At 62.5% G+C, this 21,484-nt stretch carries 17 protein-coding genes and 1 pseudogene; 10 read left to right on the top strand and 8 right to left on the bottom strand.

What is annotated here, in order from left to right:
* Positions 1-138 precede the first annotated feature (138 nt).
* Positions 139-1,449 carry an FAD-binding oxidoreductase gene (locus AB0M22_RS07990; RefSeq protein WP_364722453.1) on the top strand — a complete coding sequence of 437 codons (1,311 nt, stop codon included), beginning with the start codon at positions 139-141 and terminating at the stop codon, positions 1,447-1,449.
* Positions 1,450-1,587: 138 nt separating this feature from the next.
* On the opposite strand, the gene AB0M22_RS07985 is transcribed toward AB0M22_RS07990, so the two are convergent.
* The gene (locus tag AB0M22_RS07985; protein WP_364722451.1) at positions 1,588-2,862 is read right to left on the bottom strand and encodes an ATP-binding protein; all 1,275 of its coding nucleotides are present in this window, start codon (positions 2,860-2,862) and stop codon (positions 1,588-1,590) included.
* Between the two features lie 340 nt (positions 2,863-3,202).
* Here AB0M22_RS07985 and AB0M22_RS07980 point away from each other — a divergent pair, with 340 nt between their 5' ends.
* From AB0M22_RS07980 to AB0M22_RS07965, 4 genes are all read left to right on the top strand, one after another.
* Positions 3,203-3,388 (top strand): DUF255 domain-containing protein, encoded by a 186-nt coding sequence (locus AB0M22_RS07980; RefSeq protein ID WP_364722449.1) that lies wholly within the window; start codon positions 3,203-3,205, stop codon positions 3,386-3,388.
* A gap of 33 nt (positions 3,389-3,421) precedes the next feature.
* The gene (locus AB0M22_RS07975; RefSeq protein ID WP_364722447.1) at positions 3,422-5,041 is read left to right on the top strand and encodes a recombinase family protein; all 1,620 of its coding nucleotides are present in this window, start codon (positions 3,422-3,424) and stop codon (positions 5,039-5,041) included.
* Positions 5,042-5,230: 189 nt separating this feature from the next.
* Positions 5,231-6,358: a TIR domain-containing protein gene (locus AB0M22_RS07970; protein ID WP_364722445.1), complete on the top strand. Its 1,128-nt coding sequence runs from the start codon at positions 5,231-5,233 to the stop codon at positions 6,356-6,358.
* A 36-nt stretch (positions 6,359-6,394) separates the two neighbouring features.
* A complete protein-coding gene (locus AB0M22_RS07965; RefSeq protein ID WP_364722443.1) occupies positions 6,395-6,883 on the top strand; it encodes a DUF4231 domain-containing protein in 489 nt (162 codons plus the stop codon).
* 715 nt (positions 6,884-7,598) lie between these two features.
* Here the strand turns inward: AB0M22_RS07965 and AB0M22_RS07960 are convergent.
* The 6 genes from AB0M22_RS07960 to AB0M22_RS07935 all read right to left on the bottom strand — a co-directional run bounded on the left by AB0M22_RS07960 (position 7,599) and on the right by AB0M22_RS07935 (position 10,812).
* Positions 7,599-8,804, bottom strand: coding sequence for a hypothetical protein (locus tag AB0M22_RS07960; protein ID WP_364722441.1), 1,206 nt, complete (start codon positions 8,802-8,804; stop codon positions 7,599-7,601).
* Between the two features lie 20 nt (positions 8,805-8,824).
* Positions 8,825-9,316 (bottom strand): hypothetical protein, encoded by a 492-nt coding sequence (locus AB0M22_RS07955; RefSeq protein WP_364722439.1) that lies wholly within the window; start codon positions 9,314-9,316, stop codon positions 8,825-8,827.
* Between the two features lie 315 nt (positions 9,317-9,631).
* A complete protein-coding gene (locus AB0M22_RS07950) occupies positions 9,632-9,850 on the bottom strand; it encodes a hypothetical protein (RefSeq protein WP_364722437.1) in 219 nt (72 codons plus the stop codon).
* Positions 9,847-10,053: a hypothetical protein gene (locus AB0M22_RS07945; RefSeq protein ID WP_364722435.1), complete on the bottom strand. Its 207-nt coding sequence runs from the start codon at positions 10,051-10,053 to the stop codon at positions 9,847-9,849. The genes AB0M22_RS07950 and AB0M22_RS07945 overlap by 4 nt, the downstream gene beginning before the upstream one ends.
* Positions 10,054-10,055: 2 nt before the next feature.
* Positions 10,056-10,262, bottom strand: coding sequence for a hypothetical protein (locus AB0M22_RS07940; RefSeq protein WP_364722433.1), 207 nt, complete (start codon positions 10,260-10,262; stop codon positions 10,056-10,058).
* Between the two features lie 58 nt (positions 10,263-10,320).
* Positions 10,321-10,812, bottom strand: coding sequence for a DNA-directed RNA polymerase subunit beta (locus tag AB0M22_RS07935; RefSeq protein ID WP_364722431.1), 492 nt, complete (start codon positions 10,810-10,812; stop codon positions 10,321-10,323).
* A 183-nt stretch (positions 10,813-10,995) separates the two neighbouring features.
* Between AB0M22_RS07935 and AB0M22_RS07930 the strand changes: the two genes are divergently transcribed.
* From AB0M22_RS07930 to AB0M22_RS07910, 5 genes and pseudogenes are all read left to right on the top strand, one after another.
* Positions 10,996-11,928 carry a helix-turn-helix transcriptional regulator gene (locus AB0M22_RS07930; protein ID WP_364722429.1) on the top strand — a complete coding sequence of 311 codons (933 nt, stop codon included), beginning with the start codon at positions 10,996-10,998 and terminating at the stop codon, positions 11,926-11,928.
* Between the two features lie 1,207 nt (positions 11,929-13,135).
* Positions 13,136-13,576, top strand: coding sequence for a hypothetical protein (locus AB0M22_RS07925; protein WP_364722427.1), 441 nt, complete (start codon positions 13,136-13,138; stop codon positions 13,574-13,576).
* A gap of 131 nt (positions 13,577-13,707) precedes the next feature.
* Positions 13,708-15,150, top strand: coding sequence for a cell division protein FtsK (locus tag AB0M22_RS07920; RefSeq protein ID WP_364722425.1), 1,443 nt, complete (start codon positions 13,708-13,710; stop codon positions 15,148-15,150).
* Positions 15,151-15,462: 312 nt separating this feature from the next.
* Complete coding sequence (locus tag AB0M22_RS07915) at positions 15,463-17,160, top strand: replication initiator (protein WP_364722423.1); 1,698 nt, start codon at positions 15,463-15,465, stop codon at positions 17,158-17,160.
* Positions 17,161-17,298: 138 nt separating this feature from the next.
* Positions 17,299-19,375: pseudogene (locus AB0M22_RS07910) on the top strand (thioredoxin domain-containing protein).
* A gap of 441 nt (positions 19,376-19,816) precedes the next feature.
* On the opposite strand, the gene AB0M22_RS07905 reads toward AB0M22_RS07910, so the two are convergent.
* Complete coding sequence (locus AB0M22_RS07905; RefSeq protein ID WP_364722421.1) at positions 19,817-21,418, bottom strand: adenylate/guanylate cyclase domain-containing protein; 1,602 nt, start codon at positions 21,416-21,418, stop codon at positions 19,817-19,819.
* Between the last annotated feature and the right edge of the window lie 66 nt (positions 21,419-21,484).

Below are 21,484 nucleotides of genomic sequence, written 5' to 3'. Positions count from 1 at the left end.
GGCATACCGCAACGTCGGCGGATAGCCCGCGAACGACGTGGTTGCACCGGGCGGTGAGGGGCTCATGTCACACCTGTGGGGCCTGTGTCGTCAATCAGTTAGACAACCCGGCACGACGATGATGAACGAGGATTGAGAATGTCTATCGAGAACTTGCGCACTGCGGTCCGTGGCGGTGTGCTTCTGCCGGGTGATGCCGAATTCGATCGGGCGGCGCAGCCGTGGAATACCGCTGTGGTGCAGTCTGTGGCGGGTGTGGTGGAGGTGGCCGACGCGCAGGATGTGGCGGCGGTGCTGGAGTACGCCCGGCGGGCGGGGCGGGTAGTGGTGACGCAACCGACCGGGCATGGTGCGACCGGTGATATCGATGGCGCGATCCTGGTGCGTACCAGCCGATTCGACAGCATCGATATCGACGGCGAGCAGCGCGTGGCGCGCGTGGGCAGTGGTGCGCAGTGGGGGCGGGTGCAGGCCGCGGCGTCGGCGCACGGTCTTGCGGGGCTGTCCGGGAGCAACCCGGTCGTTGGCGTGACCGGGTACACCCTGGGCGGCGGTTTCGGTTGGTTCGCGCGTAAGTACGGATGGGCCTCGAGCGCGGTGCGCGCGGTCGAGATCGTCGATGCCGCGGGGCGGCCACAGCGGGTCACCGCAGATTCGGATCCGGACCTGTTCTGGGCATTGCGGGGTGGCGGCGGTGACTTCGGGATCGTTACCGGGCTCGAGTTCGAGCTGGTCGAGCTGCCTCGGCTCTACGGCGGGCGGGTGATGTGGCCGGCCGAGCGCACCCGCGAGGTCTTCGAGGTGTTCACCGAACTCACCACCGACGCGCCCGCCGAGCTCTCGGTGTGGTTGCAGCGCTACCAGATTCCCGGCATCGCGCCGACCGTCGCGATCGACTTCGCCTACCTGGGCGACTCGGCCGAGGGACGCCACCTGACCCGCCGGCTCGACACGATCGACGGCATCATCGCCGATACCCGCGGCGAACTCACCCCCGCCGAGATCGGCAAGATCACCGCCGAACCTACCGACCCCAGCCCGTCGCTCTCGCGCGGCGAACTACTCACCGAACTCGACGACGCGGTGGTGAAAACCCTCATCGAGGCACCCGTCGCGCCGCTGCTCAACGTGCAGATCCGCGGCCTGGGCGGCGCACTCGCCGAGAACCGCCCCGGCGACGGTGCCCGCGGCGCGGTGACCGAGCCCTACGCGCTGTACCTGCTCGGTCTCGGACTGCCGCACCTGCTCGACGACATCCGCGGCCGCATCACCGAGATCACCGACGCCCTCGGCACCCAGATCACCGGCACCAAGCCCTACACGTTCCTCGCTCCCGGGGAGTCCGCCGCCGCGGCCTTCGACCCGGACACCCTCGCGCGGCTGCGCGAGATCAAGCGAAACCGCGACCCGCACAACGTCATCCGCGCGAACTTCCCAGTTCAGGGCTGATCCTGTGACCGCGGGCACGGTGGGCGCAATGCCCGCCGGACCCGCGGTCCGGTCGCAGGCAGCCCCTGTGCACCGGGCGAAACCGGTTGTACCGGCCTGAACTATGAAGTACCGCGCACGAGCGTTCAGTGCGCATTGTCAGCTGAGGGGTGTCCACAGCCGATCGAGGGGCAAGACGTGCAACTTGTCCTCGTAGGTGTAGGACTTCTGGCCGAGGTTGATGACTGCACCGCCCACGAATGCGCTGCCCAGTTTGTCGCGGAGCATCCTGAGTCCTTCGAAGTCTCGGTCGGTAACCGTGCCGGCCGCCTTTACCTCGATCGCGGCGACCGACCCTGTGACGGTTTCGATAACGAGGTCGACTTCCTGCTGATCGCGGGTTCGAAAATGGGAGAACTCGACTTCCTGTTGTGCCCACCCTGCTTGCTTGATCAGCTCGTTTACAGTGAAAGTTTCGACGAGGTGGCCGAACTGGGTGAGCGTAGCGGGGACCCGGCTGGACAGCTTCTGCTCCGTTAGTCCGGTGAGGTACGCCGCGAGGCCGGTGTCGACGGCGTGGATCTTCGCGCTGCGTATGGCCCGTTGGGTAGCTGATCGGGTGAAGGGTTCGATGCGATGGACGAGGAAGACCGCTTCGAGGAGGCCGAGATAGTCCTTGACCGTTGTCGAGTCGAGGCCGACGGCGTCGGCGATGTTCGAGATGTTGACTACTTGGCCGGTTTGGCCCGCCAGTCGTTGGAGCACTCGTGGAAGTACTTGCCGCTGGCGGACTTTGCGGATCTCCATGACATCGCGCTCGACGACAAGGTTGACGAAGTCTCGGAACCACCGATCACGGGAGCGTCCAGGTTCGCGGGCCAAGGCGAGTGGGAACCCTCCGGCAAGGATCGCTCGCTCATAGTCGGCGCGGGTACTCGGAGACGAGTTCGCGGTTACCAGTGCTGCGGGGTCGTCGACCAGCGTATCCAGGGCCGTTTCCTGAGTTCCGGCCAACTCCCCTTGCGAGAGCGGCCACATCGTCACAACATGGGCACGGCCGGTGAGCGATTGCGCTGCCGCCGGGAGCGACCCATAGCGAGTCGAGCCGGTCAGGATGAAGCGCCCAGCTCGTAGATCCTTGTTGAGTTCGGCCTTGATGGCGTCCAGAAGCAATGGAACATGCTGGAATTCGTCGATACAGACCGGTTCCGGTCGGTCTGCGGCGACGAAGAGCGCAGGGTCGGCCGAAACTGCTCGTCGGGTCTCCAGATCATCGAGGTCGAGGACCTGCAGGCCCACAGCCTTGGCGCATGCGGAGAGTAAGGTGCTCTTGCCGACAGTGCGGGCGCCGGTCAGTACGACTACAGGTTCGTCGTGGACCAACTCGGCCAGCTCGCCCTGTAAGTAACGTGCGATCAGCTTGGGTTCCGACACTGTCAACCTCTCTATTCGATAATCTGCCAGGGGTATAGTCGCACATTTGCGACCTAAATATCCCAGAATTGCCAGACTTTTAATCCAGAATCTGCCAGACCATGCAACGTGAGGTCGAGCTTGTGAACGAAGAATCGGGCATGCGCAGCCGAAGTCAGGCGCCAGCGTGTCCCTCGCCGAACGAACCCCCGCTTTCCAGAGATGGCGCACTACTCTTCATGTGATGGCGTAGAAGACGTCCGTGGTGTGGGGACTCGCTTTGCCGTCTCCGCAAGCCGAACTTGCGGATCGAGACCTGGTGGCCGGAGCGTGCTGGGTGCTGGCTTGACCGAGGAGGCTGATGGATGTGAACCAATTGGCAAGTGCGACATCGCCTTACCTGCGACAGCACGCCGGTAATCCGGTCGACTGGCGGGAGTGGGATGCCGCCGCGTTGGCGGAGGCGGCCGAGCGGGACGTGCCGATTCTCTTGTCGATCGGGTACGCGTCTTGCCACTGGTGTCATGTGAGTTGCGAAGTACCATAGTCTTCGAAAGGTGTTGCTACCTGGGGAGATGCGATGGAACCTGACGAAGATGCCCCCGCTGTCGATGGTGCTGTGCTCGCCAAACTGGACATGGAGATGCGGGGTGTGCCTGCGAATCTTCCAAGTCCGGCTGAGCTAAGCCAGTCCGGCGCGGTCTGCGTTGTGGCCTATGCCCGGATCTCGGACCTCTCGGGCAAGCGGGGGACGAGCAAGAGGGCCAAGGGGGTGACCAACCAGCACACAACGAATTACAGCACCGCTCGGCGAGAGAATCTGGTCATCGTTCGGTACTACACCGATAACGACCTGTCTGCCTCGAAAGACGCTTACCGCCCCGACTTTGAGATGATGCTGACGCATCTGCACAAGGGCGCAACCCCGGCGGGCTACCCAATTCAGGGCGTGGTCGCCGTGGACGAAGATCGTATCTACAAGCTCCCTGCCCAGTGGCAGCACTTCATCGAGGCATTTCGCGCGGCCCCGGACCGTGTGTTCGCCGACGACTACGGCACCCAAGATCTGTACTCGGAGAACTCCGAGATCATCGGCTTGCTTGGTGTCGCAATCGCCATGGGGGAGAACCGAAAACGGCGTAGCCGCACCCGACGATGGCATGAGGGCCAGGCGCGAAGAGGAATTGCGCACACCGGAGGTCGGGTTTTCGGCTATGAGCCAGTGCAGGGGAAACCCGGTGAGATCCAAGTGGTTCCGGAGGAGGCGGTGGTTATACGGAAGGCAGTTGCCGCGTGTATCGCCCAGCAGTCCTGGGGCACCATCACGAAGATCTTCCAAGAGTCCGGGATTCCGACTGCGAAGGGCGGGCAGTGGCGGGACCAGACCGTCAAGCAGATCGTCTCGAACCCACGCAACGCGGGTCTTCGAATTCTTGGGGACAACAACGACGTCTATCGGGATGAGCACGGTGAATTGATGCTGGGGCAGTGGGAAGCCATCATTACCCCGGCAGAGTGGGAGAAGGTGGCCGGGCGCTACCGCCCTCGGAACCGTATCGGCAAGAACAAGCCCCCGAAGGGCATCGTGTCTCGGGTCTACCTCGGAAGCGGTTTGTACCGGTGCGGGAACCTGCTCGAAAGCGGACGCCGCTGCAACTGCGTGATGTCCGGCCGAAAAAACGACAAGGGACGCGCCAAGTACCGCTATGGCTGCCGACCGGTAACCAATGGCGGATGTGGTGGCGTCTCGGTCGGTGGCGAGTGGATAGATGAGAAGATCAGCGAGCTCGTTCTGCTGGCGCTGGAGGAACGGCCGGCGGTCACCGCGGAACTGCATTGGGACAAGGAATCTGAGCTAGAGGCTGCCCTGCGTCGCCGCGATGAGTTCGAGACTCGGTGGAACCACGGCGAGATCGATGACGAGCGGTTCTATCGGATGTTGCCGGGCCTCGATGAGACGGTGAACATGCTCCGGCGTGAGCGTGCCACGTTCCAGAAGGCCAACACGGTGCCGGTTGATACCGCTGCACAACGTCGGGAGCGCTGGTACGAGCCCGTCGAAGAGGGTGGTTACGACCTTCAGCAAAAGCGGTCGATCCTCTTCGCGGAGTTGGCAGCAGTCGTGATTCACCCAGTAGGAAAGGGTACCCAGAACCGTTCGCTCGACAGCTTCACGCCTGTGTGGAAGGAAGCAGGGTAAGGCGCGGGCATTGGAAGCGCCCGGTAGATATTGATTGGCAAGAATTGACTTATTGGTCTGAGGACGGCCTGTCTGATCGAAGAATCGAGCATTGTAGCGAACATTCTGGCCGCATGTAGCGTCTCCGCGAAACATGAGAAGACACGCCGTCTGTTTTTAAAAGTGCGCAAGATGAGGCATCATTCTTGCATGGTGGCAGCCCTGAGCGCGTTCTGGAGCTATTCGCGTGATGATGACGAGTGCACGGATGGTCATATTGTAAAACTGTCGAAGCAGATCGGCAGGGAATTTAAGTTGATCAACGGAAATCCTCTTGAGATTTTCATAGATCGCGAAAGTATAGAATGGGGAGAAGAATGGGCGAAAAGGATTGATGACTCGATACATAATACAACGCTTTTTATTCCGATAATTACGCCCTCGTATCTGCGAAGCTCTGCATGCCGCTACGAATTCCTTACGTTCTGGAGTAAGTCGCGCTCCGCGGGGCTTGTCGATCTCATGCTGCCTATTGTTTATACCGAAATGGGCATGGAGGATGGCTCTGGCGACGAAATTTTAACGATTGTGAGCAGTCTGCAATGCCAGTTTTGGTTTGATATCCGCCTTGAAGATGAGTCGTCAAGTATCTACAAGCGAGCTATTCATAAACTGGCCGAACGCATCAAAAAGATTTCCGAAATGATGGAAAGTGTGCCAGAGATGGTTCCAGTCGACCGTGATCCGGACGGTGAACGGGGGGGCGGTCCGGATAGCGACGACGAGGACGGGAATGATGTACCGGGTACTTTGGATCAAATTGCGAACCTCGAAGATCAAACGGTGGTATGGCAAGAGTCTATTGAGGCCATGACAATTGCATTGGAATCCTTGGCGAGCATTATGAATGCCTCGCAGCCGGACCTTGAACGTGCCACCCAGGCTTCGAAAATGTCGCAGCGCCTTGCGAGTTTGCGCCGTATCGCCGGTCGGCTAATGTCGCCTTGCTCCGACTTTTATGGAGCTGCCGAAGGCTACAGGGATAGCGTCGTCTCCATGGATGCGGCCTTCGGTGCAGTTATTAATGACATGAAAATGTCTACGTCCATGGATCCACAAGAGGTTTCTGGTCTGGCGGATACGATTGGAGGTATGTACGAATCGGTAAATCTGGCACTTATGGAAGCGAGGCCACTGGTCGATGTATTGGAGGGAATGTCGGCACTGAGTCGGGATATGAGAAAGCCGGGGAAGTTGATCGTGTCGGGGATTACAATGATCTCCGACACTCAGACAATAATTAAGAATTGGATCGATAGTTTGCGCGGCATCGAATGATACATCGATATATTCCGTCTGGGGTAGGGCTTGCGAATGACCGACAGTGACTCGGTAGAGCAGTATGCCGTGGGGATGGCCAATGCTTCTTATGACTGGTATGTCAAAGCCTCGAAAAGATCGCGCAGGTACCACAGGCTAACCGAAGCAATTCAGCTGGCCGGATCCGCCTCTATTCCGGTATTTGCAGCGATGTTCTCTGGTAATACGATTTTACCGGCCGTCATTGGTTCTCTTGTTGTTGTTGTCACAGGGCTGCGATCGCTGTTCCTGTGGCAAGAGAACTATCTGCGGTATAGCAAAGCTCGTGAAGCTGTTGAAGCTGAGCGTAGGAAATATCGGATTAGAGTTCCTCCGTATGACGTCGCGTTGACTCGCGATCAACGGCTAGTTGAGGCGGTTACGGCGATCGAGAGTGGCGAAATGACGGGATGGTTTGACGCGTCGAGTCGAGGAAAGGTTTCTAACAGTGGACAGGTGGCTGTAACAGCTCGCACATCGGGAAGTGATCCACGCTCGGAGTAGTCGCTGGAGGCAGTCTATTGGACTCCTGGTAACGGGTTGGCTCTAAATGTCCGTTATCTTATTGGATAGGTCAGCTGGTTTAATCAGCTGCCTCGCAATGGATCGGTGGCAAGCCCCGGAGGGGCGCGGCAGCGCTTCAGGGCGGGTTGCTGAGGGCTGGTGATTGGTCTATGTGCCTGGCGAAGGTTTGTGGGTGTGCGGCGGATGGATTGCTGTTGCGGCGGTTGTGTTGCGATGGTTCGGTCCCCCCGTCCTGGTTACACACCAGGGTGCTGCCCGGAGCGCAGCGGAGGGCGGGCACCTGGGCGGCGCGCGTAGCGCGCCGCACTTGATCCAGTAAAGGTGAATTCGGCAAGTTCTCTTACTTGGGTTTCCGGTTTCCTCTTCTCCTTCTTCTCACTTCCGAGGGCTCCCAAACTCTCTTCATCTGCCCTATATGGTCCATCAAAGACTGCGACACCGCATTCTTTCGCGAATCTGACTATGTGTCTGCTCGGTCGTGACGCGACAGGCGGCACCTTGGACGCGTAGTACTGGGATGGAGCGAACCGAATTCGGGCAAGAGCGGCGAGACTCGGCGCTCGTAATGCGCCACCCGATCGTGTACGGATTTTATTGCCTAGTCCACGGAGCTACATCGTGCGGGGTAACGCGTCGATAGCCCCGACCGAGGCCGGCTGCGGCGACTGATCGTGGGTGTGCTCCGCTTCGGTCATCAACGGCCGCGTTCCGGCCCCCGGGAGATCCCCTGCGCGTTCCTGCCGAGACCTTGGACTTGTGGCGCGTATCCCGGTTTCGTCTCCACCGCCGCAGCGGGTGGCTGAGCTTGGCCTAACGCGAGAAGGTTGCGGACTTCGGGTGAAAGACCGTGAAGTTGGTGTTGCTCCAATGCCTTTGCTCGTTCGCGGGCTTCCTCGCGTGCCCTGTCGGCTTCTTCGCGTTCGGCCGCTTGTGCTTTATCGGCGGCTTCACGTGCCACGCTGGCAGCCTGATCCAGCTCCGGGATACTCCGTTCCCCGATCTCGAGTGTTTCTCGCTCTGGGGGCTGCTGAGGCGCAGGGAACGGGAAGTCGCGCAAGACCTGTTCACGGGCTTCCTGCTCGACTCGGGCGCGGGCCGCTTCGGGTGATTCACGCTTCGGGGTAGCGGTTTTCGCGGCTGCATTGTCCGCCGACGATCCCGGCTCGTCTCTCAGTCGGTCCTGAAATTCCCGCACGGCCTTCTCTGCCGCTGCACGTCCGGCCCGGATGCGTTCGGTCTCCGGTGTTTCACGGGCCTTAACGTGCTCGGATCTTAATTCGGCCCGTCTTACACGCTCGGCGTGCACGATTGCCGGTGCTTCTACTCTGCCGCGGGCACTGGCGTCTTTGAATCTCTGTACTGCTTGAAACCGTTCTTTTGCCTCACGCGCCTTCGAGAGTGCGACTTGCCGGTCTCGCGCTTTCTGAAGGTCTTGCGCCTGCGCTTCGCGTGCCTTATCTCCAACGCCGGGTAGTTCGAGTTGCTGTCCCGCTACCTGCTGCTTGCCCTTTTCGATCGCTTCCTTGATCACATGACGTTCAGGGGTGACGTATTTGAAATTCAACCCTCGATCTTGCGCCCCACGTACCAAATCTTGAAACTCTTTGGGTGTTCTCTCAATAGGCGTTACCGAAACCCATTCGGCGGAGCGATACATGCCCCGATCCAGGAGTTCGAGATGCTTCGCCAGTTGCTCGACGCACCGTGCGTCGATCCGGCCGGACTTGTACTCCGTAAATTCGCGCTCGCGCTCGTTAACGTAGATACGCGCTTGATCTAGACGTTGGTTGGTGGCCGGTTCTGGATGCTCCCGCACCCATCCGTGTTCGCGAGTTTCACCCCGGATCTCCGCCATTCCACGATGGAAGAAGTCTCCCTGTTGGTTATTCTCTGCGGACATGCCGTCCCCCCCGATTACGCCTATAACGAATTTAGATGGAGCTCGTGACTGATTACCATCGCACTCGTGAAAATGCGGTCATCGAGTTCTTTTCCGTGATTCAGAATGTCCTGCAATAGATCGGTCACCGTTGTATCGGCAGAACCTTTGCATCGAAGCGCCGGGTTAACGTTTTCGTATATCGTGCGCTCCCGATCGACCGGCGAGTCGTACCATTCTGCCTCGGCAATCTTGGTTAGGTATTCGCCGAGGAAGCACACGAAAGGGTCGACCAGGTTCGAGCGGGTTTCCGGCGTCGGCAACTCCATGCCGGGAAACGCCTCAGACAATGCAATATTCGCCGATTTCTCGACATCGCCGAACCACGAGAATTCATCGGGGATGCCTTGAATGCCGATGCGATCCAAGAATTTCTGAGCCTGCGCCTTGCGGCGGTCAACGTTCACCCACCGTGCCCAATCGGAAGGCTCGACAGGCACGCCGAGGTCCATACTCATCTGTTCGTCAGCCATCGCGCTTCCCCTTTTTCGGTAGTCGGTACCGCCCTGCCTGGATTCAACCGAACAGAACAGTATCCCGTGCGTACGGATCGGCGTACGGCACTTCACGGGACACTGGTTCCGTCAGGACGGGGTCGGGTGTCGAGCCCGTGTTCGAGGGGTTGAACTCGATGGCCCCGGGAGCCGTCGAAGATGTGGACAACGTCGCAATGCGACGAGTTCGACCACGGCTTACCCTCGCCACCGTCAGCGTGCCTGGACTTGCGATAGGACACGTGGATGCCGTTGTGGCGCAATATTTCCCAGTTGCCTAGGCGGAAGGTCATGTTATGGCCCGTCGTAGAGTTGTTCGGTGGGCAGGCGCGGCAATCCTGTTGCCGCTCCGGGGATTACGTCTACCGAGTCGGCGAAGTGCCGTAGACGCTGTTCTTGGAGGAACCACAACGCGGAGGTGAGGCACGCCGCGAAGTCGAGTCGCTGTCCGTCCAGCACGACAGCTAGATGCACATCGGGCTGTTCCGGATGCGGAGACTCGGGGGCAGTCATCTCGAATACCGATCACTGACCGCGTTGTCCCGCTGCTCAGCGACATAGTTGTCCAGCTCTTCCAGCGTCCCGGACGCCGGTATGTCGCCGTGCTCGGTGATCAGTTCGAACCCGTAAGGCGCGCGGTTCCTGCGCCGCAACGTAAGCCCTAAGCGCTCGGCGTTGGCGGTCACCCGTTGGCGAAATTCTTCGAACGTTCCCACGGTTACGCCTCCCGCTTCGATCGGATCTTGCTGAGGTGGTCCGGGTCGAAGTCGGCGGCGTCATCGACAACCCGTGTCCCGATGAACGGGCAGTGCCCCGGCACCATGCCGTCGTGATAGCCGATCTTTCCGGCGACCAACGGCACCAGCTTCATGCAGAACACCGACGGGCACCGTACTTGGGTCAGCTCCCCGGACGGTCCCCACATCCCGACTCCGCAGTGCGACAGCTTGATCCACGGACCGCACCCACAACCACATCCGCAATCAGCCACGATGCACCGCCAGCCATCGCGCATCGCGGACGATGCCCGTACATCCGAGAATCGAGTCCACAACGACACGGGCCGAAGGACGAAACGTGTTGCGTGGTAGTTCTATCCACCGTCTGCTACCGCCTCCGGGTTCGCCTGTCGGTGACGGCAGCGCGATCGCTCCTTCACGAACGACGCTCACATTCAGCGGAAAAAGCTGTTTGAACAGCCGCGTGTCGTCATCAGGGACATCGGGACGAACGAGGAACGTCCACCGGTTCGAACCGACGTGCGACACGATCGGACCAACCGCGATCCCGTGCCGCTGCATATGTTGGCGCAGAACGGTTCCCAGCGTTCCGGGCATGGTCACTGCACCGGTACTCCCGGCGAGGAAGGTGATTCGATTGGAGCCGGGCGGGTTGATGTTGGCGGTGAGTCCGCACACCAATCGGTAGTAGACGCATCGCGAAACTGGTGTATCCCCGAACGAGATGTTCTTCATCGTGATTCAAGCCCCCTGCTGGCATCGCACGGTTTAGGTGTGCCCGGCCCCTAGTGGGTTGGGGCGCCGGTCGCTCGGTCCTGGGAGCGCCTTCCTGGCACGCATTCAGACAACCACCCGATATGCGCGGAGATGTGCGGCTTCGTGTCCACATGCGTCCTCAGCTCCCGTTACGCTGGAACTGTGGAGCCTGGACCGCTGTTGCGGGCCGCCCGCGAGGCGGCAGGTATTTCGCTGCGTGGAATGGCTGAACGGACCTTCTACAGCCGCACGTACCTGAGTGCGATCGAGACTGGGCAACGGCCGGTGCCGGCGGGGGTGAGCGCCGCGTACGAACGCGTGCTTGCAACGACAGACCTCGGACGGCTGACTGCTGCTTCGAGTTCGGCGGCCAGCGTGGACGCCAGCGCCCTGGCCGACGTAGCGGTGATGCTGGCGGCTATCCGCCGGATAGAGGACACAACCGGTGCTCACGCAGTACTTCCGGCAGTGCGCGGCATGTCATCCATGACAGAACAGTTCGTACGGGAGGCTCGTACTGGACGAGACACAGCAGCTGCCGTCGCGTCCGAGGTCACGCAATACCGGGGTTGGCTGGAACACGCGGTAGGAGCGGACACGGCCGCTCGCCGGAGTCTGACGACAGCAGTGGATCTGGCGGCGGAGTCTCATGACCCGGACCGGCTCGTACACAGCTTGGGCTTTGCCGGTTATGTCGCCTGGGGTGCGACCGGAGACTACGACGAAGTCATCGGGTTATCGGACGCAGCACTCAATGTGCGCGGCGCGCACCCTGTCCTAGCCGCCTATGCCCGTATGCGGCGGGCCGAACTACTGGCCGCACGGGGAGAGGCACTCGAGGCACAACGCGCTCTGGCCGCAGCAGACGAAGCGGCGGCATCGGCGGACGGCTTCGAACCACCGGACGCAATGTACTGGTGGACGCCCGGTTTCGGAGCCGTGCAACGAGGTGGTGTTCTCGCCCTGCTCGGCGACACTGCCCAAGCAGTTGAAGAAGCCATGGCGGGTCTTGCTGAGATGCCGATCGAGCACCGCCGAACCGAGTGGCTCGCGTCCGCGCTGCGACGGGTGGACCCGGATCTGACCGGGACCTGATCGCGATATGGGGCCTGGCGGGCAGCTGAGGCGGCGGCACTGTCGTGGCACACACGAGGTGTGAACTCGACAATCGGATATTCCGTGGTGCCAACCCTGGTGACGATTGGCCGGTGTACGGGCGGTCACTACCCTCGGCCGATCCTCCCATCGTGAGGATGCAAGTCGTTCAACGGCATTCGCGATAGTGGAATGATCAATTGTCAAGCTGACACTCCGATGTGAAGCCACTTCCCGCATGTCCGGGAGCGCCTCAAGCGATCGGAGGTCTCCTCAGCAATACACGGAAGTCGTTACAACTCATTACGACTCGTTGCAGCCCATTACGACTCAGTGCGCTTCTTGACGACTCGGCCACTATCCATGTGTGGACGCGGTCATCACCTACTCCGAAGAAAGTTGTCGGGATTTATCGCGACACCCCAGTGTTGACTCAGGGTTGGTCGATGCCGCCGTATGGTGTTTCCGATTCTGGAGTAAAGGGGTGGTCCCAACCGCTGAGGCACGCGGTACGCGATCGTATGAGTCGCGCGAACTACGTTGTTGGACTTGATGGTTCGTCCTCGATTCGCGGTCGCGCAGGTGCTGTCACTGCACCGAGACGTGCACGGATTGTGCACCCACAGGGCGTGTGGCATCGGTGCCTGTGGCGGGGCTGGAGGACGTAGAAAGGAGTAGGCGAACGATTTGATACTGGCACTGTTAACAAAAATGAGAGTGGTCATTTTACTGGACAGGTACCGCCGATGAGGCCAGGATGGAATGTTGACCGCACAACACGAGAAAGGCAGGTGATGAGGATTCGGTGAGTTGAGTTCGGCAGGGCCGAACGAGGTTTCGTCGCTGTCCCCCCGCGTCAACGAGGGGACAGCCTGAACGAAAAGAAACTCCGACGGGTCATAGGGATATGAGCCCTCGCCTTTGGAGTCCCCGCTTTCCATTCACACAGAAACTAGGTCTCTGCTGTGTCAAGAGTAGTCGATAGATGCTGGCTAAGTCACTATTCCGCGGCGAGTTCACCCCCGAAAGTGGGGTAGAAGCCGTGCTATCGACCCGTGGCTGCGGGCGGTACGGATGCCGGGGCCCGCCTCGTGGCGGCACGTCCAACACCGGGACATGACCGTTACCTGCGGAGTCCCGAACTACCTTTGTCCTGGCGGAAATCGGCCAGGTTCTTCACATTCGAACAACAGGAAGGTTTGCCACGATGGCTACCGATGCGGACGATTTCCGCAGAGATTTCCGATACAACCCTCCGTTCTCCTTGTTCTACAAGGCGGGTCTGTTCCAGATGGGTCCGGTGCGTCCGGACACCGAGTACACCGGTGATCCGAACCGGCCGGGTCCGCAGAAACGCGACTCGGTGACCGGTCAACTGGTCTGGAAGATCACTGTCAGTGATCCAGGCGAGCGCAACCCTCGGCGCGCGAGCTATGAGGTGCTGTTGCTCTCGGATACCGAGCCGGTGCCGACGACAGACGAAGTCGCTCCCGGTCTTCGGCCCATCGAGTTGACCGGGCTGATGGTCACGCCGCGTGTCGGCGGTCAGGGCGAGTTCAAGTACCTGACGCACACCGTCCGCGCGACGGGCTACGCCCAGCCTCCTAATCCGCGTTCGTCGGGCGGTTCGGGGCCGAAAAGTGCCTGATTTGAGGCACTAACCAACGAGGGATGGGTCCGGTGCCTTGTGTCCCGGGCCCATCCCGCGCTAGTCCTGCGAGCGAGATTCTGTAACTGCCTGCGGGGCAGCATGATTCGCAATAGACCTGATGGAAGGCAATGAAGGCAATGGTCCGTTCGGCGGAGTACCAGAAACCCCCTTCGGGGACACCGACGTTGGCCGATGACGTGGGCAAAGCAGTGTTCTACGTGCTCGGGGGTGCGATGGTCGGGGTGGTGCACCTGTTGTGGTGGGTGATGCTGTACCCGATGTTCTCGGTTCCCCTGGCCGGTGCTGGGGCGTTGTGGTGGTGGCGGGGATGGCCGTATGCCGTTGGCGTGGTCGCGCTTTCGGTTGCCGCGTGGGTGTGGTGGTGGGCTTGGTGGCCGGCCTCGTGGCGGCGATGGGTGTGGGGGCGGATGCGGGGGCGATATCTGGGCTGGAAGCGTTACCGGGCCAGTTGGAACACGACCTTGGCGGTGAACTCGTTGACGCAGATGCTCGATACGGGTGTGCTGACTCCGCGGTTGGTGAAGATCGAGATCGGCGACACCGCTGATGTCCTGACGATCAAGATGCTCAAATCCCAAGTGGCGGATGACTGGGCCAATCGCGCGGACGCGCTGCGTAACGCGTTCGGGGCGCTCGGGGTGCGGGTACGTACGACGCAGCCGGGATGGGTGCGCCTGGAGGTGATCCAGGTTGACCGGCTCACCGAACCGATCTCGCTACCGCGAGTGGATTCGAAAACCGTTGATCTGGAGGCACTTACGATCGGGATGACTGAACTCGGTGAGCCGTGGCGGATTCGGCTGCTGGGCAATCAGCTGCTCGTCGCCGGGGCGACGGGTTCGGGCAAAGGGTCGGTCGCGTGGGCCACGATCGCGGCGTTGGGTCCGGCGATCCGTGCGGGTCTGGTGCAGATCTGGGTGATCGATCCAAAGGGCGGGTTCGAGTTCGGTGCCGGGCGTCGGTGGTTCGCGCGCTTCGCCTATGACAACGGGCCGCAGGCGTTGACGCTGCTCCAGGATGCTGCCGCGTTGGTCCAAGGGCGGGGTGAACGGCATATGGATTCGTGGGCGCGCAAGATCACCCCGACCGTGGACGAGCCGCTGGTGCTGCTGATCATCGATGAAGCAGCAAGCCTGACCAGCTATTTCAGCGACCGCAAGATCAGAGACGAAATCCTGCGGCTACTCGGAGACGTGCTCAGCAAGTCCCGTGCGGTCGCGGTACCGGTGATGGCGTGTGTGCAGGACCCCAGCAAGGACACTGTGCCTGTGCGGCAACTGATTCCGTACCGGATCGGGTTACGGATGAAGGAGCGCACACAACCGGACATGGCACTCGGGGACAACGCGCGGGAACGAGGCGCGCTATGTGATCAGATCCCGACATCCATGCCGGGTGTCGGTTTCGTGGAAGAAGACGAATCACCCGAAATCACCCGCGTGCGGGCCTTCCACGTCACCGATGACGACATCCGCTGGATCATGACCACCTACCCGCCACCGCGCCGCCAGGATGAGACCGGTGTCGACTTCGGTAAGGACGCTGGCTGATCATCGCGAGGTAGCTTGGTAGAAGCCGCGCCAGGTGAACCCGATTGAATCCTCTTTTGTGAGCGGCACTTTCGCTAGCGCGGGTAGCGCATCCACACAGACTCTTAGCGCGGGTAGCGCATCTCTCAGACTCTCCTGTTCAGCGCGGGTAGCGCTCGTGGCCTGACCCGGCAGGACCACACCATCCATTGATTCCTGTTCCGGCGGAACGCTTTTCGGTGCTGCCTGCGGCACCGGGCCGATCCGTTCGCGTCCGACGCACGCGTGGTGGGCCTGGTGCCGCTCCTTCCCCACGCAACAGGAGCGCAACGGATGACTATCCATCTCGACGACATCTCACACGAACACGACAGCGACGTGGCGATACCCGGTCGGGGTCCGTCGTTTCTCGACATCGCGGTGGCTGCCGCAGAACGGCACGGCGTGTGTGTACGGCCGGTGCTGCTCGAGCAAACCGACACCGCAACCGGGCACACGACATTCGTGCCGGTGCCGTGCGGTGCCAGGCTCGAATCACGCTGCGGGCCATGTGCCCGCAAAGCTCAAGCGCTGCGCAAAGCTCAATGCCGCGAAGGCTGGCACCTGAGCACCGAGCCGGTAGCTGCGCGTGCCCGCCCCACCTACGGCCAAGCGGGACTCGTCGTCTACCGAGCTGATCTGGCTGCGCTCCTCGGCGAAGGTCACCCACACGAAGCAGTCGAACTACGTGCCGAAATCGCCTGGGCCGACAAGCAACTAGAGCTGCTGGGCATGCGAGGCTCGGCGCCAGCCTCCGTCCATGCCCCCGAGGCCGGCGGGGACCGCGAGCAGAATCCAGGCACGCGTCCCAGGCGTTCGACTCGCCGCCGCACAGACGCACCGGACCTACCGCGCCACAAGGTTTCCGAGCGCACGGTGGGCCGAGCGTTGGGCGGTCGCTTCTCCTCGATGTTCGTCACCTTGACCATGCCCAGCTACGGCAAGGTCTACGGCGACGGCAGCGCACGCGAACCCGAGGGCTACGACTACCAGCAGGCGGCCTGGGACGCGATCACCTGTTCGCGGCTGTTCTCGCGCTGGATACAGAACCTGCGCCGCGCCCTGGGCTGGAACGTCCAATACTTCGCTGTGGTCGAACCCCAGAAACGCGGGGCACCGCACCTGCATGTGGCGCTGCGGGGTGCGATCCCACGCGCCGTGCTGAGCAAAGTCCACGAAGCCACCTACCACCAAGTGTGGTGGCCCCCAGCACAGCAGCTGCACTATCCGGGCAAGACCGTCCCGACGTGGGACACCGAGCACGCCACGTTCACCGACCCGGCGACACGAAAACCGTTGACGGACTGGGACGACGCCGTCGACGCAATCGGACCCAGCGACGCGCCCGCCCACACCGCACGGTTCGGGCCACGCATCGACATCCAAGGCATCGCCGCAGGCACCCACACGGCAGACAAGGCGATCGGCTACCTGTGCAAGTACCTGATGAAATCGGTGACCGAAGTCCTGTCCGCGCGCACCGCCCGCCAGCAAGACCACTACGACCGCCTACACGTCGCCCTGTGCCACACACCGTGTAGTCCACGGTGCGCCATCTGGCTGCTCTACGGCGTCATCCCCAAAGGCGCGACAGCGAAAACCGTTCCCGGAGTGTGCAAAGCGCGGGCGCACCGCCGCGAAACCTTAGCGCTGCCCGGCAACCGGGTACTGACCTCCGAGCAATGGACCGGCAAGACCCTCGAAGACCACAAAGCCGACCGCATCGAATTCGTCCGCCGCGCCCTCGCGGCAATCGGCATCGGCAAACCTGCCCAAGATCCCCGCCGCTACGTGTGGGCCACCATCGCACCCGGCACACGCACCCCCTCACGCGCGAAGCTCCTGCTGGCCGCGATCAGCCAACGCATCACCTGGCGCGCCGAATACGACCGAGCGATGCTTGCCGCCCAAGGCCCACCCGGTGACCGGAACAGCGCTGGTGGGGGTGGGGCGGGTGAAAACTGTTCGGCAACCGGCCCGGCGAACCCGTGACGGAGCACGAAAAGCCTGATGAAGATGCACCGGAAGAAGAGTGGCTTCGGTGGCACCTTCGGGACCGCCCGAGCAGATCGGAGCAGCATTACGACACCATTGCCCGGATCTTGGACGGAAGGGCCGTAGGGTGAGGTTATGAACCGATTAGGTAGTGCTACCTCGCCGTACCTGCGGCAGCACGCCTCCAATCCAGTGGATTGGCAGGAGTGGGGGAAGGAGGCGAGTGCGGAAGCTACCAGGCGAGACGTGCCCATACTGTTGTCAGTTGGGTATGCGTCTTGCCATTGGTAGCTACGGCACTCAACAAATCATTTGGTGTCATGTGATGGCGCATGAGTCGTTCGAGGATGTGGCGACGGCGGAGTTGATGAACGAGAACTTCGTTTGTATCAAGGTGGATCGGGAGGAGCGGCCTGATCTGGATGCGGTCTATATGAATGCGACCGTTGCCATGACGGGGCAGGGTGGGTGGCCGATGACCTGCTTCCTCACGCCGGATGGGGAGCCGTTCTACTGCGGTACCTATTATCCGAAGGAGCCGCGGGGTGGGATGCCATCCTTCACGCAGTTGCTGACCGCGATCACCGAGACCTGGGTGCAGCGGCGGGATGAGGTGCACAAGGCTTCGGCGCAGGTGACCGAGGCGTTGCAGGCGCAGGCGGCGGGGTTGCCGGATTCGGATCTGGCGATCACGGCGGAACTGCTCGATCATGCGGTCGCGGCGGTGCTGCGGGACGAGGATCCGAAGTATGCGGGATTCGGTGGGGCGCCGAAGTTTCCGCCGTCGGCGTTGCTGGAGGGGTTGCTGCGGAGTTGGGAGCGCAGCGGTGATTCGGCTGTGCTCGGGGCGGTGACGCGGACGACCGACGCGATGGCGCGGGGCGGGATCTATGACCAGTTGCGCGGTGGGTTCGCGCGCTACTCCGTCGATCCGGCTTGGCTGATACCGCATTTCGAGAAGATGTTGTACGACAACGCCCAATTGCTGCGTGCCTATGGGCATTTGGCGCGGCGTTCGCCGGGGGAGCAGCCGGAGTCGTTGGCCCATCGGGTTACTCGCGAGACCGTGCACTTCCTGCTCGATGATCTGGGCACCGAACAGGGCGGCTTTGCGTCGGCCCTCGATGCCGACACGCATCTCGAACCAGGGCAGCCGGGAGTGGAGGGCGCGACCTATGTGTGGACGCCCGCGGAGCTGGTCGGAGAGCTGGGGCCGATCGAAGGTGCTTGGGCCGCAGAGTTTTTCGGTGTGACAACCGGCGGGAACTTCGAGCAGGGCACCTCGGTGCTCACCCGATACGCCGACCCCGCGCCCGCCGATGTCGATCGGCTCGAACGCATCACCGCGGCGCTCCGTAAGTCGCGCGACGGCCGGCCGCAACCGGACCGTGACGACAAGGTGGTCACCGCGTGGAATGGCATGGCGATCACCGCCTTGGCCGAAGCGGGCGCCGCGCTGGGTGAGGACGATTGGGTGGCCGCCGCGGTTCGTTGCGCGCGATTCCTGTTGTCCGAGCACGTGATCGACGGCCGGGTGCGTCGCGCCTCACTGAACGGCACCGCGGGAACATCGCCAGGCGTGCTCGAGGACTACGCCTGGCTCGTCACCGGACTGCTCGCCCTGCATCAGGCCACCGGCGAACTCGACTGGCTCGACGAAGCACAACGATTGCTGGACACGGCAATTCAGCACTTCGCCGACCCCGGCATCCCCGGCAGCTGGTTCGACACCGCCGACGATGCCGAAACGCTGGTCACTCGCCCTCGCGATCCCGTCGACGGCGCGACCCCGGCCGGCGCGTCCGCACTCGCTGAAGCGCTGCTCACCGCGGCCGCCGTCAGCGAACCCGACCAGGCCATCCCCTATTTCGCCCTGGCCGAACAAACACTCCAACGCGGCGCGGTCGTCCTGGCCCGCGCCCCACGTTCCGCAGGCCAGTGGATGACGGTCGCCGAGGCAGCCCTGCGCGGCCCGCTCCAGGTCGCCATCGCCACCGAATCACCCGGCGAGCCAAGCGAACTGCTTACCGCTGCCCGCGCTATCGCCCCCGGCGGCACGGTAATCCTTGCGGGCCCACCGAACTCGGCACCCCTACTGGCCGACCGCCCGTTGCTAGGTGGCGAACCCGCCGCCTACGTCTGCCGCGGCACAGTCTGCGACCTCCCGGTAGGGACAGCGGCTGAACTGCGTGCAGCCTTGGAACGGACGTAGGCGCCGACTACGAGACGAGTTGACCGCTCGCCCAGTCGCGGGAATCGGTAGATCACTTGTTGGTGGTGGCGGGTTACAGGTCGACGAGAAGCGAAGGTACACGCTGCTGGGTGGCTAGCCTGCCGCCTACGTCTGCCGCGGCACGGTCTGCGACCTCCCAGTTGGGACAGCGGCTGAACTGCGTGCCTGGAACGGCCATAGACGCAGACTACGAGGCGGGTTGATCGCTCGTTGTCCTGCGGGTCGGTAGGTCGCTTGCTGGCGTTGGCCGAGTTACAGGTGAATAGAAGAGGACGTACGCGCTGCTGTCTGACGGAACTGGCCGCTCAGTTTTGTCAGGGCTCACCGATGGCGGCCGGGGCCGCGCCGATGACGGGTGTTGGCGCCTTTCGCTACCAAGGTCAATGCGGTGGCTGCGGATGGCGCAGCCAAAACCGACGCTCAGTCGATTTCCGTTGCAGCGGTACGAACTTCGACCACCCCGCTGCGATCGGTCTCGGGATCGGCAGTGCCGCTGGGCGCTGCGGTTTCGTCACCGTTGTTGCTCGCCGTAGCAGGCGCAACGGTCTGATCGACGTCCGTCCAACAGGCGGTCGGGTTCTTCATTCCGCGCAGCAGAATCGTTTCGTACAGCGCCCATTTCGCGCGCTCGTGCGGCGCGGCGGCCTCGATCGCGGCACCGCTCACCAGAATTCGCCGCGGGACCTCCTTGGCCTCGGTGGTGAGTCGTGCCGCCTCGTTCACCGCGTCACCGATCACGGTGTACTCCAGCCGGGTGTCCGCACCGATGTCCCCCGCGAACACCAGCCCGTGCGCGACACCGATGCCGATATCGAGTTCGCCCGCCGCGACCACCTCATCGCGGATCCGCCGCGCTGCCCGCAGAGCCGGAGTCGCGTTGTCACGCAAGGCGATCGGCGCACCGAAGATGCACAGCGCCGCATCTCCCTCGAACTTGTTGACCAGCCCGTTGTTCTCCTCGGTCGCCGCGACGACGGTCGCGAGCAGCCGGTTCAGCTTGGCCACGAACTCCTCCGGCGGCAGCCCGGTGGACAGTTCGACCGAGCCGGTCACGTCGACGAACAACGCCGATACCACCCGCACATCCCCGGTCAGATCCAGCCCACCGGCCAGCGCGCGCTCGGCCACCTCGGTGCCGACGTGCCGACCGAACAGATCCCGCATCCGTTGCCGCTCGCGCAGATTGGCGACCAGCTCGTTGACCGAGTTCTCCAGCCGGCCGATCTCGCTGGTGCTGCCCACCGGAACGCGCACGTCGAGATCGCCCCCGGTGATCCGATCCAAGGCCCGGCGCAACGTGCGCATCGGCGTCGCCACCGCGCGGGCCAGGAAGGCGGTGGCGAGCGCGCCGACACCGAGCCCGACGACCGACAGGTAGATCGCGGTGCGCACCCGATCGCTCGGGTCCGCCACCGGATTGCCCAGCACCACGATCAGCATCAGCAGCGGCAACGCCGCAGCCACCGCCCAGCTCACCACCACCCGGACCAGTACGGAGGAACTCCAGTGCATGGTCGGCCCGAGGACCGCGGCCACCACCGGAATGGTCGGCCGGATCAGCCGATCGACGATGAGGAAGGTCAGCCCGACCGATTCGATCCCGCCGAAAGTGAACAGCGACGCCATCACCGCCGGGTCGTTGTCCGGCGCCAGGCGCATCAGCGACACGGTCGCCACGATGACACCGGTGATCCACACCGCGGACGCGCGCATGGTGATGCTGATCGGCAGGCGCAACAGCTGCCGCGCCTCTTCTTCGGTCGGTTTGCGTCCCTGATCGAGCCAGCCGAAATGGTGAGACCGATCCCGGACCGCGAGTATGACCCCGACCAGGAACCCGAGCGTCGGATAGATGCCGGCCAGCGCGATGTGCCGGATCCAGTCCGGCCCGAGCCGGCTGAGCGACCCACTGAGCCACAGCTCGGTGATGATGACGAACAGACCGCTGAGGTTGGCGGTGATCACCACCGCCGCGAGACCCGCGCGGGCCTTGAGGGCCCAGATGACCAACCGGGCGATCATGGCGTTCGCACGTCCGCGACGGCCCGCCCGGGCAATGCGACGCCACGAACGGCGGTGACTAGGAAC

Source organism: Nocardia sp. NPDC051756 (genome assembly GCF_040681495.1).
GTDB lineage: Bacteria > Actinomycetota > Actinomycetes > Mycobacteriales > Mycobacteriaceae > Nocardia.
This window is presented reverse-complemented; position numbering and strand designations above follow the sequence as displayed.